Origin of the sequence: Gordonibacter pamelaeae (genome assembly GCF_003340385.1) — a bacterium.
Classification (GTDB): Bacteria; Actinomycetota; Coriobacteriia; order Coriobacteriales; family Eggerthellaceae; genus Gordonibacter; species Gordonibacter pamelaeae.
Map to the genome: position 1 here is coordinate 17242 of NZ_PPTS01000011.1, position 16067 is coordinate 33308.

General features: G+C 66.4%; 12 protein-coding genes. 7 read left to right on the forward strand and 5 right to left on the reverse strand.

Annotated features, from left to right (window positions below):
* Positions 1-143: 143 nt before the first annotated feature.
* The 5 genes from C1877_RS14220 to C1877_RS14240 all read left to right on the forward strand — a co-directional run bounded on the left by C1877_RS14220 (position 144) and on the right by C1877_RS14240 (position 6959).
* Positions 144-962 (forward strand): energy-coupling factor transporter transmembrane component T family protein, encoded by an 819-nt coding sequence (locus tag C1877_RS14220; protein WP_244909867.1) that lies wholly within the window; start codon positions 144-146, stop codon positions 960-962.
* Positions 959-2524, forward strand: coding sequence for an ABC transporter ATP-binding protein (locus C1877_RS14225; protein ID WP_015539317.1), 1566 nt, complete (start codon positions 959-961; stop codon positions 2522-2524). The genes C1877_RS14220 and C1877_RS14225 overlap by 4 nt, the downstream gene beginning before the upstream one ends.
* Positions 2525-2621: 97 nt before the next feature.
* Complete coding sequence (locus C1877_RS14230) at positions 2622-3230, forward strand: MptD family putative ECF transporter S component (protein WP_015539316.1); 609 nt, start codon at positions 2622-2624, stop codon at positions 3228-3230.
* Between the two features lie 155 nt (positions 3231-3385).
* A complete protein-coding gene (locus C1877_RS14235) occupies positions 3386-5236 on the forward strand; it encodes an ABC transporter ATP-binding protein (protein ID WP_049784036.1) in 1851 nt (616 codons plus the stop codon).
* Positions 5226-6959, forward strand: a complete 1734-nt coding sequence (locus C1877_RS14240; RefSeq protein ID WP_015539314.1) for an ABC transporter ATP-binding protein — start codon at positions 5226-5228, stop codon at positions 6957-6959. The genes C1877_RS14235 and C1877_RS14240 overlap by 11 nt, the downstream gene beginning before the upstream one ends.
* A gap of 215 nt (positions 6960-7174) precedes the next feature.
* On the opposite strand, the gene C1877_RS14245 is transcribed toward C1877_RS14240, so the two are convergent.
* The 5 genes from C1877_RS14245 to C1877_RS14265 form a co-directional block, all read right to left on the reverse strand.
* Positions 7175-8170, reverse strand: coding sequence for a helix-turn-helix transcriptional regulator (locus C1877_RS14245; RefSeq protein ID WP_041239181.1), 996 nt, complete (start codon positions 8168-8170; stop codon positions 7175-7177).
* Complete coding sequence (locus tag C1877_RS14250; protein ID WP_083809261.1) at positions 8167-9774, reverse strand: ABC transporter ATP-binding protein; 1608 nt, start codon at positions 9772-9774, stop codon at positions 8167-8169. Before C1877_RS14250 ends, C1877_RS14245 begins: the two co-directional genes overlap by 4 nt.
* 35 nt (positions 9775-9809) lie before the next feature.
* A complete protein-coding gene (locus tag C1877_RS14255) occupies positions 9810-10547 on the reverse strand; it encodes an energy-coupling factor transporter transmembrane component T (protein ID WP_015539313.1) in 738 nt (245 codons plus the stop codon).
* Between the two features lie 24 nt (positions 10548-10571).
* Positions 10572-11192, reverse strand: coding sequence for an MptD family putative ECF transporter S component (locus C1877_RS14260; protein ID WP_015539312.1), 621 nt, complete (start codon positions 11190-11192; stop codon positions 10572-10574).
* 181 nt (positions 11193-11373) lie between these two features.
* The gene (locus C1877_RS14265; protein ID WP_015539311.1) at positions 11374-12336 is read right to left on the reverse strand and encodes a helix-turn-helix transcriptional regulator; all 963 of its coding nucleotides are present in this window, start codon (positions 12334-12336) and stop codon (positions 11374-11376) included.
* Positions 12337-12530: 194 nt separating this feature from the next.
* Here C1877_RS14265 and C1877_RS14270 point away from each other — a divergent pair, with 194 nt between their 5' ends.
* On the forward strand, positions 12531-14333 hold the full coding sequence (locus tag C1877_RS14270) for an ABC transporter ATP-binding protein (RefSeq protein WP_181813863.1): 1803 nt from the start codon (positions 12531-12533) through the stop codon (positions 14331-14333).
* On the forward strand, positions 14330-16066 hold the full coding sequence (locus tag C1877_RS14275; RefSeq protein ID WP_181813864.1) for an ABC transporter ATP-binding protein: 1737 nt from the start codon (positions 14330-14332) through the stop codon (positions 16064-16066). The genes C1877_RS14270 and C1877_RS14275 overlap by 4 nt, the downstream gene beginning before the upstream one ends.
* The last annotated feature ends 1 nt before the right edge of the window (position 16067 follow it).

Here is a 16067-nt window from a genome sequence, read left to right on the forward strand (position 1 = left end):
TCTCCCGTCGTTTCGGCATGATCGACCTGTTTTCGGCTGGATCGTCGAAATGGCGCTTGAAAAGCCGGGAAAGCCTCACGATCGTTAATATGTTATCCATGGCTAATTCTAGTGGGGAGATCATCAGGGCGCAAGGGAGCGGCATGCCGGCAGAATCGGAAGGCCGTCGCAGCTCGCTGCTCTCTTCAGCGTCGGAAGGACGGAAGCGTGGCAGCATCTGTGTCGTGCATGAGGAGATGGCGAACGTGAAGGGCGCACTGTCGCCGCGAAGGCTTGACCCGCGCGTTTCTCTTGCCGTCCTCGTACTCATCAACGCCACGGCGTTCGCGCCGCGGCTCGTTGTCGGGCAGATCGCGATGGTGGCGCTTTGCGCCGCGGTGACGGTGTGGTGCGGGCGCGTCGCGTCGGCGGCGAAGTGGTGCGCCGCCTATGTCGTTGTCATGGCAGCAGGGTATGCGTTTCTTTTGTTCCCGAACAGCGTCGCCGCATCGTTCGCGACGATGATAGTTATGGTTCGCTGCGTGTTCTGCGTTGGTATGTTTGCCTCCACAATGATCGCGACGACGCGCGCGGGCGAACTCGCCTGTGCGCTCCAGCGCGCGCATCTGCCCCGTCACGGAATCATCGCGGTTTGCACCGCGCTGCGCTTTTTCCCGACGATGGCGGGCGAGTTCCGTGCGGTTGCCGAGGCTCTGCGAGTGCGCGGCATGGCAATTACGCCGAAATCTGTCGTCACGCAGCCGGTGAGAACCATGGAGAACCTACTTGTGCCCGTCATGAGCAGGCTGTCGATCGTCGCAGACGAGCTGTCGAACGCCGCGATCGTGCGCGGCATGGACTCGGCTCGGCCGCGCACGTCGTATTACGACTTGCGCCTGCGGGCGGCAGACATCGTCTTTTTGGGGCTATTCGAGACGGCGGCGACGGCCCTTCTTCTCTCGAAGCTCGGGGTGATCGCATGAGCTCGAACAGCGTCGCCATCGAGTTTCGGGGGGCCGGATTCTCCTACGCGGCCGCCAAGGGAGCTGCGTCGGCGCACGGGGTGTCTTTCGCGCAGCGCGAGGGCGAATGCGTTGTCGTGACGGGGCCGTCAGGCTGCGGCAAGACGACGCTTGCCCGCATGGTGAACGGGCTTATACCCGCCGTGTATGCCGGCACGACGGAAGGCGGAGTGTACGTATTCGGCCGTGCTGTCGCGGATTGGGAGATGGACGACCTGTCGTGTGCGGTGGGCAGCGTGTTCCAAAACCCCCGCAGCCAGTTCTTCAATCTCGACACCACTTCCGAGATCGCCTTCGGCTGCGAGAACATGGGCGTACCCCGCGACGAGATCGCCCGCCGCATCGCGTCGGCGACGCGCGCTTTGGGCGTAGAACATCTGCTCGAACGCGACATCCGGGCGCTCTCAGGAGGCGAGAAGCAGCTCGTCGCCGTCGCCTCGGTCCACGCCATGGAGCCCTCCGCGTTCGTGCTCGACGAACCCACCGCCGCGCTCGACGTGCGCGCGATGATGCGTCTACGCGAAGCGGTCTCGCGGCTCAAGGCGACGGGAAAGACGGTCATCGTCGCCGAGCACCGTCTGTGGTGGCTGCGGGGGGTGGCGGACCGCGTCGTGCTCATGCGTGATGGAACGATCGTGGAGGAGATGACCTCCGAGGAGTTCACGCTAATGCCCGCAGAGGAGCGCAGGAGGCTTGGGCTGCGCGCGTGGGATATCAGGCAGGTAGAGCCGTGCGCAACGGGCGCGGCATGCGAAGGTTCGGGCGATTCCGCACGGCGCGTCCCGGCGCTCGTCGTGCGCGGTCTTGAAGCCCGCTACGGCAGGAGAGGACGCCTCGTCGTGGACGGCTGCGATTTCGATGCGGAAGCCGGACGCGCGGTGGCGCTTGTCGGGCGGAACGGGGCCGGCAAGACGACATTTGCACGTTGCCTTGCGGGCCTCCATGCGGAGACGGCGGGCGAGATTCTCATCGAAGGCGAGGCGCTCGACCCCCGCAAGCGCGCGGGCCGCGTGTTCCTCGGCATGCAGGAGAGCGGCTACCAGCTGTTCAGCGACACAGTGGAAGGCGAGCTTCGCCTCGCGCTTCAGGCACGGCGCGTGCGCGAGGCGCCGGACACGAAGGAAGGGGCGGCCGAGGGCTCCTTGGAATCGGAATCAGCCCTCATTGAAGCTGCGCTCGAGCGTTTCGGCCTCGAGGAGCTGCGCGGTCGGCACCCGCTCTCCCTCTCGGGCGGACAGCGTCAGCGGCTCGCCATTGCCGCAGGGTCGCTGCAGGGGTCGCGCGTACTCGTGCTCGACGAGCCGACGAGCGGTCTCGACCTCGCGAACATGGAGCGCATCGCTGCCGAGATCGACCGGCTCAAGGAGGCAGGGCGCTGCATCGTCGTCATCACGCACGACTTCGAGTTCGCGTGCGCCACGTGCGAGGAGATCGCTCATTTCGAAAACGGCCGCATCGCGGAGCGCTTCGACCTCACTCCGTCGACCGCGCCCCGCGCCCGAGTCCTGTTCGGGTTCGACTGACCGCGCAGCGCGGACGCTCTTCGTCGCGCAGCGGGAGACGTTTTCCGCTGCGCCGCCCCCATCGGTATCAACTGCCTCACGAAAGGAGACGTTTCACATGGTAACGGCGGCATCGGCCCAAGGGAGCGCAAAGCTTCAGGGCAAGGACTTTATCTTCATCGCGATCTTCGGGCTTCTGCTCTTCATCGTGTTCTTCGTCTTCGCGATGGTCCTCGGAATGAATGCGAACACGTTCTGGTTCACGCACGCCATCGGCGCGATTCCGGGCGGCATCGTGTGGATGTACCTTGCCGCGCGCGTACCGAAGCCGGGTGCGACGGCCATCATGTCGATCATCGTGGCAATCGTGGGCCTGCTGCTCGGCATGCTCTGGACGGGTCCTGCGGGCATCGTCGTGGGCGGCGCGCTGGCGGAGATCGTCATGGCGGCGGGCAAGAGGTCGAAGGTGGCGGTCATCGCGGCGTTCGCGGTGTGGACGCTGTGCTTCTGGCTCGGACAGGAGTCGATGGTGTTTCTCGCAGGCGGTTCCTACGTCGACATGGTGGTCCAGTCGGGCATGAGCCGCGAATACGGGGAAACGCTTGTCGGGTTCATGCAGAGCCCCCTCATTGTCGTGGCGGGCGTTCTGTGCGTCATCGGCCCCATCATCGGCGGCATTCTCGGATCGAAAGTATTCAGCAAGCATTTTGCCCGCATCGCCGCGTAGCGGACGCTTTTTCTCAAGCCGTCGCCTCCTTTTCGGAGCGGCGGCTTTCTTTTTTTGCTAAATCGTTCGCATGCATTGTTAAAGGAGGATATTTCCGGTGAATCGTTATATTGTTTCATATGGATAACATTCATCGAGGCACTGGAAGAGGTAGCATGGAAGGGATACGAGGACGGAGCGCGCCCGCGGCGCGCCGGCGCAGCCCCATCATGAGGCTGCTCGGTTTCTCGGGCGGCTACGGAAAGTTCACAATCGTCGGATGTGTGCTGTCGGGCGTAAACGCGCTTTGCTCCATCGCGACGCTCGTGTGCGTGTGGTTCGTTCTGCGGGACCTAATCGCGGCGGCTCCGGACTGGTCGGCGGTTCCAGGCGTGGCGGGCTACGGCGTCGCGGCGCTCGCATTCGCCCTCGCCGGTCTCGCCATTTATTTCGCGGCGCTTATGTGCACGCACATCGCGGCGTTTCGCACGGCGACGAACATGCGCGCAGCGGCGCTCGAACATCTCTCACGTGCGCCGCTCGGATACTTCGACACGCACGCCACAGGCGAGCTGCGCCGAGTCATCGAGGGCGCGACCGGTCTCACCGAGGGTGTGCTCGCGCATCGTTTCCCCGACTTCGTGGGTGCGCTTGCCGCGCCCGTAGCGTATCTCGTCGTTATGTTCGCAATCGACTGGGTGATGGGGCTGCTGTGCCTCGTGCCCATCATCGTGTCCGCCGCGTGCATGCTCTGGATGATGGCCGGCGGCGGAGACGACGAGAACACGAGCATGATGACGTTCATGAAGAACTACCAAGATGCGCTCGACCGCATGAACAAGGGGGCGGTCGAGTACGTGCGCGGAATCCCCGTCGTGAAGGTGTTTCAGCAGACGGTGCGCTCGTTTTCCACTTTCCGGGAGTCGATACGCGCCTACCGCGAGTTCGCAAGCGCTTACGTGCGCCTCTGCACGCCGCCGCAGGTGGCGCAGCTCGTGGCGATCAACGGCACGTTCGCCATGCTCGTACCGGCGGGCATCCTGATTGCGCGGAATACGGGGGATTTCCCGGCGTTTCTCTCCGACTTCCTGTTCTACGTCGTGTTTTCCGCGCTTACAACCATGATGATGACGAAGGTGATGTACGCCTCGCAGGCGCTCACCGAAGCCCAGGACGCCGTCATGCGCATCGAGCGCATCCTCGACGCGCCCGTCATGGCAGATGCCGACCCTGTGCAGGCCGCCGTGCCGGCAGACGACTCGATCGAGTTCGACCATGTAACGTTCTCCTACCCCGGCGCCGATGCTCCGGCGCTTTCGGACGTGAACCTGCGCGTGCCGGCAGGCGCCACCGTGGCGCTCGTCGGACCGAGCGGGGGCGGCAAGACAACGGCAGCTAGCCTCGTGCCGCGGTTTTGGGACCCATGCGAAGGCGCCGTCCGCATCGGCGGCGTCGACGTGCGCAACATCCCGCTTTCCGACCTCATGGACCGGGTCGCGTTTGTGTTCCAAAACGACCGGCTGTTCAAACGGAGCCTCGCCGACAACATCCGCGCCGCCCGCCCCGACGCGACGCAATCAGAAGTGGAGGCGGCTGCGCGCGCCGCTCAATGCGACGACATCATCGCCAAGTTCCCCGACGGACTTGACACGGTAGTGGGCGCACGCGGCGTTTACCTTTCAGGCGGAGAGCGCCAACGCATCGCGCTCGCGCGCGCGATCCTCAAAGACGCGCCTATCGTCGTGCTCGATGAGGCGACCGCCTTCGCCGACCCGGAAAACGAGGCGCTCATCCAAAAGGCGCTCGCCACGCTCGCAAGGGGCAAGACGGTGCTCATGATCGCGCATCGGCTCACAACCGTGATGGACGCCGACGCGATCTGCGTTCTCGACGAAGGGAGAGTCGCTGAACAGGGCACGCATGCCGAACTCGCGAAGGCGGGCGGCCTCTATGCGAGGATGTGGGATGACTACCGCACGAGCGTTTCGTGGCGGATCGCCGGAAAGGGGGCCGATCATGTTGCGTAGGACGCTCGGGCTCACCGATCGGGGCTGGCGTACGTTCAAGCGCGGCGTGCTCTCCTGCGCGATCGCGAACCTCGTGCTTATGGCCCCGATGTGCATCCTGCTCCTTCTCGTACGCGATCTCATGGCGCATCTTGAGTTCGGAGCGCCTTTGCCGGCGCTGGCGCCGTATCTCGCAGCGGTCCTCCTCGTGCTGGCCCTCGTCGCTGTCACGCAGCTACTCGAATACAAGAGCACATACGGCCCCGTCTACGAGGAAAGCGCCCGCAAACGCGAAGGCATCGCCGAGCACCTGAGGATGCTCCCGCTGTCGTTCTTCGGCAAGCGCGATCTGTCCGACCTCACGAACACCATCATGAAGGACTGCGCCGACCAGGAGCGGCTGTTCATGCATGTAGTGCCCCAGCTGTTCGGCACGGGCATATCGAGTGCCATCGTCGTCGTCGGCGCAATCGCCTTCGATTGGCGCTTGGGCATCGCAGCGTTCTGGCCGCTGCCAGTCGCGACGGCGATCATGGCGGCGGCTAGCAGATCTACCCGCCGAAAAGTCGAAGAGAAGGAGGTGCGACGTCTCGAGATGGTCGAAAGCGTGCAGGAATACCTCGACTGCGTGCGAGAAATCCGCGCGACGAATCGGTCGAGCGTATTTCTCGCCGACCTGCGCGAGAAGCTCTTCGGGTTCGAGCGGGCGCAGGTGGCATCAGAGCTCGCCACGGGCGCGATGATCTCGTCCGGCCAGGCGTTCCTCAAGCTCGGCATCGCCACGACCGTTCTCGGGGGGGCGGCGCTCCTCTTGTCGGGCGACGTGGACTTCCTCATCTATTTCGCGTTCCTTCTCGTCGTCACGCGCGTTTACGACCCCATCAACGTCGTGCTCCAATCGAGCGTTGAGCTCATGGAGATGCGCCACTCCATCCGTCGCACGAACTCACTCGCCGAGGAACGCCCCATGACGGGCTCGAGCGACTTCTGCCCGATCGGTCATGATGTCGCGTTCGAAGACGTGTCGTTTTCCTATGGCGGCACGGACGAGCCAGTGCTTGCGCACGTGACGTTCACGGCGAAGGAGGACGAGGTCACGGCTCTCGTCGGGCCGTCCGGCTCCGGCAAGTCGACCTGCGCGAAGCTCGCGTGCCGTTTTTGGGATCCGGATGCGGGGCGCGTGACCGTGGGCGGCGTAGACGCGGCGGGAATAGACCCCGAGGCCCTGCTCGCCGACTTCTCGGTGGTGTTCCAGGACGTGGCCCTTTTCGACGAGACGGTCATGGACAACATCCGAATCGGAAGAGAGGGGGCGTCCGACGAGGAGGTCTTCGCCGCCGCACGGGCGGCCAACTGCGACAGCTTCGTCTCGCGCCTGCCCCAGGGTTACGCCACGCGGATCGGAGAGAATGGCGCGCGGCTCTCTGGCGGAGAGCGTCAGCGCATTTCGATCGCGCGGGCGCTCTTGAAGGATGCGCCGGTAGTGCTCCTCGACGAGGCGACTGCCTCCCTCGACGTGGAAAACGAGACCGAGGTGCAAGACGCGCTTGGCCGCCTGCTCGCGGGCAAGACCGTCATCGTCATCGCTCACCGCATGCGCACCGTCATGGCGGCCGACCACGTGGTCGTGCTCGACGGAGGCAGGGTCGCCGAGCAGGGCGCCCCTGCCGACCTCATGGCAAAAGACGGCATCTTCGCCCGTATGGTACGCCTGCAGACCGAGAACGCGAGGTGGGCGCTATGAGAGCTCGAGGCGTCCGCCGGTAGGCATCCATACGCGATGCGACAGAAGCTCCTTGCGAGGGGCTCTGTTGCGGCGTTCAAGACGATCCGCGGCATACCATCGAGAAGGGCGGTTCCATCACGGTCTCTTTGCGGTCTGGAAAGCGCGATCGGTAATCGAATTCGGTCCGGCATGAGAAACGCTGCGCCTATATTCAGATGCGGCTCGGAAGCCCTCTATGCTGTTGGATTGATTCGTCCATGCCCCCGTTCGCCGTCCCGATGCAGTGCCCGGTGCTCCGATGGCGAGTGCGAAAAGGCCGATGCGAAGGCGGCGGAGAACTTGCTCGGGTTGCGGTACCCGACCGAAAGCGCGATCCGAGCGACGCTCTCCCCCGTGGTCTCGAGCAAGCGCGCGGCGCACTCGAGACGGCACTGGCGCCGGTACGCCATGGGCGAGATCCCAAACGCCCGGACGAACCGCTCCTTGAAGGACGAGACGCTCATGTCGGCCGCGTTCGCCGCGTCGCGCAGCGTCACGGCGCTTTCGAGATCGGACTCCAGGAGCCTCATGCTGCGCTCGAGCGACTCGATTGTGCTCCTTCGCTGGTAGCTCTCGGCGTGCGGGGCGAAGCTCGGCGTCGCGTCGACGAGGGCGACGAGTTCGAGGGCCTTGAGCCGCAGCCGCGCGAGAGGTGCCCGTTCGTCGACGTCCCAGAACGACCCGAGGAGCGCGCGCATGGAGGGGTCGGGGTCGCAGACCGTGCATCCGTCCTCGCCCGTGAGCCGGCGAGCGAGCCCGTCGAGGTCGACTGTTCTTCCGTGAAGGGCGCGCTCGAGCGACGCCGCCCCGACCGACCGGTCGATCCTGAGCGTAAGGCCCGTGTACAGCGGCGAGGGGAACGCCATGACGCGCTTGAGGACGCGCTCGTCGTGGAAGGCGAGCTCGCCTTCGTTGAGGCGGATCGCCCGCCCGTTTGCGGCATCGAGCTCGAACCGCCCGCGCCGGCACCAGTCGATCTGGAGCTCGCAGGGCTCTCTGTCGTCCCATTCGGCGGTTCCCCGGGGAATGCTGTTAAACATGAGGGACACGCCGTCGAACAGCTCGAACGCATCGATGATGCCCACGACGCCGTCTCGCATGCGCAAGTGGTAGCGTACGGACGCGCCGTCCGCTTCGACGGCGCGCAGCTTGTCGGCGTTTCGCTTGGCGAGGATGTCAAGCACGGTCACGAAAGTGTCCTTTCCGCTTGCTGGGGCGAGGAGGCAGGGCGCCCTTCCATTGCCGGGCTCTGGCCGGCGCGCTCGCGCGCGAGAAAGAGGCTGGCGAGCCTGCCGACAGTCTCCTCGCAGAGCGGGAACACGTCCGCAACGCGCCCGCCCTCCATCGCCGCAACATGCGTGCAGCACGAGAGCACGAGCTCCGGATCGTGCGTGATGACGATCTGCGCGGCGCCACGGTCGCGCACGTGGCGAATGGTTTCGGCAACCTGGCGCATGTGGGAAAGGTCGAGGCCGCTTGTGGGCTCGTCGTAGACTATGAGGGGGCGGTCGGTGGCGAGCGCCTGTGCGATCGCGACACGCTGGCGCTGCCCACCCGACAGCGAGAGGGGATGGGCCTGCGCGAGCTCGTCGAGATCGAGGTCGCGCAGGATATCGAGCGCGCGCTGCTCGCGGCCGTCGCCCATCATGCCGAGCAGCACCTCGTCGAGCACGCTTTCCGCGAACAGCTGGTGGTTCACGTCCTGCATGACCATGAAGCATCGGCGCTGTCGGCTGCGCCTTTTCAGGAGCGCGCCGTCGATCTTCACCAGGCCGCCGCATCGGTTGAGGCCGCAGACGGCTTCGGCGAAGGTGGACTTGCCGGCGCCGCATGGACCGATAAGCGCGGTGACGCTTGTCCGAGGCAGCTCGAGCGACGGCACGTCGAGGGCGCGCGCGAATATGCCGTTTTTCCGGTATTCCGCTGTCAGGTTCTCAAAGCGGATAGGGGGCGTTTCGGGCTCCGGCAACTTGCGCGGCGTCTGATCGGCGGACGCGTCGCCGGGGCGGCGCAGAACGGAGCTCGCGCACCTCGCGCTCTCGGGGAACCGGAGCGCGTCGGCGACGCTGCGCGCCCGCAGACCGAGCCGCACGCGCTCGGCGTCGTCGAGACGTGCGAACTCCTCGCCGCTCCACCGATGCGCGACGCATCCTTCGTCAAGGTAGATTACCTGGTCGGCAAGGCCGTCGAGGTAGTGTATGCGGTGTTCGGCGACAAGCACCGCCGTCCCCTGCTCCTTCCAGCGCGCGATCGCCGCGCGAAGCCGGGCGATCGTTTCGAAGTCGAGGTTGGACGACGGCTCGTCGAGCACGATGAGCCTGGGCGATGTCGCCGCGGCGCTCGCGCACGCCACGCGTTGCTTCTGCCCGCCCGAGAGAACGAAGAGGCTTGCGTCGAGCAAAGGCTCGAGGTCGAACGCGCGTGATGCGGCGAACACTCGCTGCTCGATATCGGCGGGATCGAACCCCAGGTTCTCGCACCCGAACGCGACCTCGCCGCGGACGTCGACGTTGTAGAATTGGCTTTTCGGGTTCTGGAACACGCTTCCGACGAGGCGTGCGGTTTCCCAGAGCTCCGCATGCGTCACGTCGAGCCCGCACACGCGCACGGCGCCGGTTCCGGTTCCCTCGTAGAAATGCGGGGCGAGCCCGTTCGCGAGGCGCGTGACGGTGGTCTTGCCGCAGCCGGAGCGCCCGCACAGAAGCGCGACCTCCCCGGCGCGAAGAGAAAGGGAGATGCCAGCGACGCCTGCGCCGCTGCGCCCGCCCGCATAGGAGAACGACACGTCGTCCATGAGGAGCGCGGGCTCGCCCCTGCGAGCGCCGCCGCTCACGCGATCGCTCCGGGAAGTACAAGGCTTGCCGCGAGCGCCGCCGTCGCGGCGATCGACACGGCGAGCGCCGCGACATCCGCCACCCCGAACCCGATGGAGCAGACATTCGTCCTCTTCGCAGGCCCGCCGAGCCCGCGGGCGAGAGCGGCAGCGGACAGGTCCTCGCCGATCGACACCGCGCAGCTCATGAGCGGGACGAGGGCACACTCGAGGAAGGCGGTGCCGTTGCGCAGAGGGGAGATGCCTCGCATGCGCATGGCAGCGCCGATCGCGCGCGCCTCCTCGCCGAGGGTGGGAAAGAAACGGAACAGCACGGAAAGCGGGATGGTGATCCAGTCCGGCATGCGTATGCGGGCCATCGCGGCCATGAACTCGGACACCGTCGTTGTGGCGAATACGAAGTACGCGAGCGCAAGCGTGGGCACGAAGCGCGACACCACGGTCGCGCTCGCCATGACGACCGCGTTCGCGACGCCCGTGAGCACGGGGACGGCGAAGACGGCGAGCGCGTAGGTGCCAAGGTACGCCGCAAGCATGAGCGCGGCGGCGCGCACGCGGCCCGACACCGCGAGCAGAGCGAACGGGAACAGGAGCATCGCCGTGCGCACCGCGAACATCGCCGGCCCGTTGCCGCCGAGCAGAAGCACCGTCGAGACGGCGAACAGCAGCACGATCTTCGTGCGCGGATCGAGCCTCACCGTGCGCTCGCCAGCGCCTGATTGCAAAAACTCCATGGACAACCCGCCCCTTCCGAGGAACTACGCGATTCCCGCACGCTTGAAGTGCTTCTTCAGGACGGCACGCCCGATGAAGCCGCCGATGATGCCCGTGACGAAACAGGCGACGAGCAGCACCGGGTACATCTCCGGCTGCAGGTAGGTCATGAGCTCGTCGACGTAGGCGTCGCCGTACTGCGCGCGGACGGTGGGCAGGTACGCGTCTGCGGTGACGAGGAACGGCAGGAAGTTGCCGATGATCCAGCAGCTGAACACGCCGTGAGACAGGACTGCGCGTGACGAGGAGGCGTACCCGCCCGACTTCCAGATAAGGTCGGCGACGAGCCCGCAGATAAGGCCGGTGGCGATGGAGAAGTACCCCATGCCGGTGATGAACATGATGATGCCGGTAAGCAGCCCCAGGATCGTGACCATACCGAACTTCCGGGCGCGCGTGAGGAAGAGCATGTAGGGGATGCCGGCGACAAGAGGGATGATGCCGCAGATCGCCGCCATGAGGATGGGAACGAACCCGAGGCACGCCACTGCGAACACGACGACGAAGTAGATCGCCGTGAAGATGCCGATGTTGATGAGGTCCTTGCCGGCGAGCCTGCCGCCCGCCTTCGCGGTGACGGGGGATGCGGTGTCTCTGCTTGCCATGTCGGGTCCTTTCCCGCAGAGCGCCTCAGGCGCCTGCGCATTCCGTCTAAATAGTTAGCTTTATGAAACTATGCGCCATTGTGACGGAACCAAGAAGGCGCGCAACTCCGAGCGGCCGGGCATGCTCCGAAAAGCCGCGCCTCTTTCGGACGGTCCCGCCCGCGTGGTGGACAATGCGCCCCTACACGGCGTCTTGCCGCCACTGTGCGGGGGAACATCCGAACTCGCGACGGAACGCCTCGTCGAACGAGGACGATCGCGCATACCCCACCGCGCGCGCCACGTCGGCGATATGCGCGCCCCCGGCGGAGAGGAGCCGGCAGGCGGCGTCCATGCGCTCCTTCCTGAGGGTTTCCGCGACGCCCGACCCTCGCACGCGCCTGAACGCCTCGCAGAGCCGCGAGCGGCTCACGAACAGCTCGCCCGCGATGGACTCCGCGGTGAGCCGCTCAGAGAGGCGCGCCGACATAACCGCCTCGGCCTGTTCGACGAGCTCTCGGTCCTCCCGCCTGGCCTTCGGGGCGGCGGGGCCGGGGCGCATGGAGAGGGCGGCTATCGCCTCGAGCGCCTTGGCGTGGAAGTACGCCGCCGCGCCGGGGAGCGCCGCACGAGCGGGGGTGAACGACCTGAGGACGGAGAGCATCTCCGCAGGGGCGCTCGCGGGGTCGAACGACCGCATCGCCTCGTCCACGTCGTCGAAGTCGCCGGGGAAGGCCTTTCGAAGCCGGTCGAGGCATTCCGGGGTGTAGGTTATGCTCGTCGACTCGTAGAGCGCCCCCGCCTGCAGAGCGCAGCGCGTCACTCCCCCCGCCTGGGAGAACGCCGCGAGGTTCTCGCGTTCCGAGGGGGGGCGGGGAGGGCGCTCCGGAAGCGAGAGGAGCGTCGCGCGCGACCCCGAGAAGATGCAGGAGAAGTCGGTCGGTCGCTCCTCGAGGACGAGGGGGGATCCCAGCCGGAGGGAATGCACGGCGACGAGGCAGTCGTCTCCGATGGGGGCTGCCCATAGGAAGCCCTCGCCGACCTCCTTCGGCACCGTTCCGTACACTCCGCAGCGCAGCGGCTCCATCGTCATCGACAGCTGCTCTATCTGGGGCTCGATGAAGGTGCGCAGGGCATCGGGCACCATCTTGCCGAGATCGCCCATTCCCGCCGTCCGCCTCCTTCCGTTGTTTCGCGTTCGTCGCGGTTCGTTTCGAGAGCGTCGCCGCTTTCCCTCCGTGCCGGATCGCGGCTGCTCTCCATAGTAAGTTACCTAAATCTAACAATCAAGCGCGGTCGATGGACGACGGGATCCGTTTCCGGAGATCGCGCACGCAAGCAAGCGATACGGAGGTGTCCATGGAGAAAGACGTTTCTCCCAAGAAGAGAGGGGCTGTGGCGAGACTGCTCGACTTCGCAGGGCCGCGCAAGGCCCTTACGTACCTGGGCTGCGCCCTGTCCGCCGCCTCGATGCTGGCGGGCTTCGGCCCGTACGTGTGCATCTGGCTGGTGGCGCGCGACCTGATCGCGGCGGCGCCTGACTGGAGCGCTGCGACAGGGATCGCCGCGTACGGGTGGTGGGCGCTCGCGTTCGGCGCGCTCAGCATCGCCCTGTATTTCGCCGGTCTCATGTGCACGCACCTGGCGGCGTTCCGTTGCGCGTCGAACATGCGCAAGCGCGCCGTCGAGCGCCTGATGCACGCGTCGCTCGGGTACTTCGACTCGCACGCGTCGGGGGCGCTCAGGCGCGTGGTCGACGGGTGCGCGGCGGAGACGGAGGGGCTTCTCGCGCACAAGCTGCCCGACACGGCGGGGTCGATCGCCATGGTCGTTGGCATGCTCGCGCTGTTCTTCGCGTTCGACTGGCGGCTGGGCCTTGCCTGCCTCGCTCCGGTAGTCCTCTCGGTATGCTGCATGGCCCGCATGATGAGCGGACGCGGCATGGAGTTCATGTCCAGGTACATGGAGTCGCTCGTCAAAATGAACAAGGCGGGGACCGAGTACGTGCGCGGGATCCCCGTCGTGAAGGTGTTCCAGCAGACCGTCTACTCGTTCAAGGCCTTCCACGACGCGATAAGGGAGTTCACCGTACTGGCGCAGGACTACGCTATCAAGTGGTGCCAGGTGCCTCAGTCGCTCTCCCTCACCTTCATCAACGGCGTGGCGTTGTTCCTGGTGCCGACCGCCATCCTGCTGGCTCCCGGCGAGGGGGATTTCGGATCGTTTTTGGCAAACTTCGCGTTCTATGCCATCTTCTCGGCGGTCATCCCTACCGCGATGACGCGCGTGATGTTCATGTCCGAGGCCGCGCAATCGGCCGCCGACGCCATTACCCGCGTCGAGGACGTCCTTGCAGCTCCCGTGATCTCCGCGCCCGAGCACCCCAAGGCACCGGACGGCAACTCCGTCGTGTTCGACGATGTGAGCTTCGCCTACGAGGGGACGGACGCGCCCGCGCTCTCCCACGTGAGCTTCGAGGTGCCGGCGGGCGCGACCGTGGCGCTCGTGGGCCCCTCGGGCGGCGGCAAGACCACGGCGGCAAGCCTGGTGCCCCGGTTCTGGGACGCCGACGGCGGGCGCGTGCTTGTGGGCGGGGTGGACGTGCGCGAGATGGACCCGCACGACCTCATGGACCGGGTGGCGTTCGTGTTTCAGGCGAACCGGCTGTTCAAGCAGACGATTCTTGAGAACGTCCGCGCCGCGCGGCCCGATGCGACGCGCGGGGAGGTCATGGCGGCGCTGCGCGCGGCGCAGTGCGACGACGTCGTGGCCAAGCTTCCGAACGGCGTGGACACCCCGTACGGCGCCTGCGGAGCGCACCTTTCCGGCGGCGAGGTGCAGCGCCTCATGCTGGCGCGGGCCATCCTGAAGGACGCCGACGTGGTGGTGCTCGACGAGGCGACGGCCTTCGCCGATCCCGAGAACGAGGCACTCATCCAGAAGGCGTTCGCCGAGCTGGCGCGGGGGCGCACGGTGCTCATGATCGCCCACCGCCTGTCCACGGTGCGCAACGCCGACCGCATCGTCGTCCTGGACGAAGGGCGCGTCGCCGAGCAGGGGACCCACGACGAGCTGCTGGCCGCAGGGGGCCTGTACGCGCGCATGTGGTCCGACTACCAGAAGGCGGCCGATTGGAAGATTACGTCTGCGGAGGTGGCATGATGTCGATCAGGGAGAAGTACGGACTCACCGACGAGGGCGTGCGCAACGTCAAACTGGGCGCGGCGTGGACCGCGGTGTCCAACATCGCGGTGTTCGGCGGTGTGGGAATCATCTTCATGGCGATGGGCGCGTTCGCCGACCATCTCGTGGGCGGCGCGCCGCTGCCGGACGTCATCCCATATCTGGCGGGCCTCACCGCGTTCATCGCCGCGCTGTTCGTCACCGAGTACTTCGCCTACTACTACCAGTACGGCGTCATCTACAAGGAGAGCGGCCGGCAGCGCATCGGCCTTGCCGAGCGCCTGCGCAAACTGCCGCAGTCGTTCTTCGGTCGGCGCGACCTGGCCGACCTCACCGAGACCATCATGGGCGACGTCAAGACCATCGAGCATGCCTACAGCCATGTGCTGCCGGAGCTCTATGGCGCCTACATCGTGCTGGGCGTCGCGGCGGTCTGCCTGCTGGCGATGGACTGGAGGCTCGCCGTCGCGGCGCTGTGGAGCGCGCCGGTGGCGCTGGCGCTGCTGTTCGCGTCCCGCAGGTTCCTCGCCCCTCTGATGAAGGCGACGCGCATGAAGGCACTCGCGGTCTCCGAGGACATCCAGGAGGCGCTCGAGTGCGTGCGCGAGGTGCGGGCTACCAACCAGGAGGAGCGCTACCTCGACGGCATCCGGGCGGACATCGACGCGGCAGAGGCCCAGGCTGTGAAAAGCGAGCTGGCGACCGGCGTCTGCGTGAACGGCGCCCAGGTGGTGCTCAGGCTGGGCATCGCCACCACGATCCTCGCGGGAGCCGCGCTCATCCTGGACGGCTCGTGCAGCTTCATGACGCTGTTCTGCTTCCTTCTGGTCGTGTCGCGCATCTACGCCCCGTTCGACCAGTGCCTCATGCTCATCGCCGAGCTGTTCGCCGCGAAGACCGCGAGCGCGCGCATGAGGAGCTTCTACGAGGAGCCCCTCGCCCAGGGCTCGCAGGAATATACGCCCGCCGGCCACGACGTGGTCTTCGAGGGCGTGTCCTTCTCGTACGGCGGCGGCGAGAAGGTGCTCGACGGCGTGAGCTTCACGGCGAAGGAGGGCGAGGTTACGGCGCTCGTGGGACCCTCCGGATCGGGCAAGTCCACCTGCGCGCGGCTGGCAGCGCGCCTGTGGGACGCCGAGGACGGGCATGTGAGAGTGGGCGGCGTCGACGTTTCCTCAGTCGATCCGGAGGTGCTGCTGCGCGACTTCTCAGTGGTGTTCCAAGACGTGGTGCTCTTCGATGACACCGTTGCGGGCAATATCCGCCTGGGGCGCCGCGGCGCGAGCGACGAGGAGGTGCTCGCCGCAGCGCGTGCTGCGAACTGCGACGAGTTCGTGCGACGCATGCCCGAGGGCTATGACACCTTGATCGGCGAGAACGGCGCACGGCTCTCGGGGGGCGAGCGCCAGCGCATCTCCATCGCGCGCGCCCTCCTGAAGGATGCACCTATCGTGCTCCTCGACGAGGCGACGGCGAGCTTGGACGTGGAGAACGAGACGCGCGTGCAGGATGCCCTCTCGCGCCTTCTGGCGGGCAAGACCGTCGTCGTGATCGCGCACCGCATGCGCACGGTGGAGGCGGCCGACAAGGTGGTGGTGCTCGAAGGCGGACGCGTGGTCGAGCAGGGTGCGCCTTCGGACCTCATGGCGCGCGAAGGGCTCTTCGCGCGCATGGTGGGCCTTCAGCGCCAGAGCGCCGAATGGGCGCTTTAGG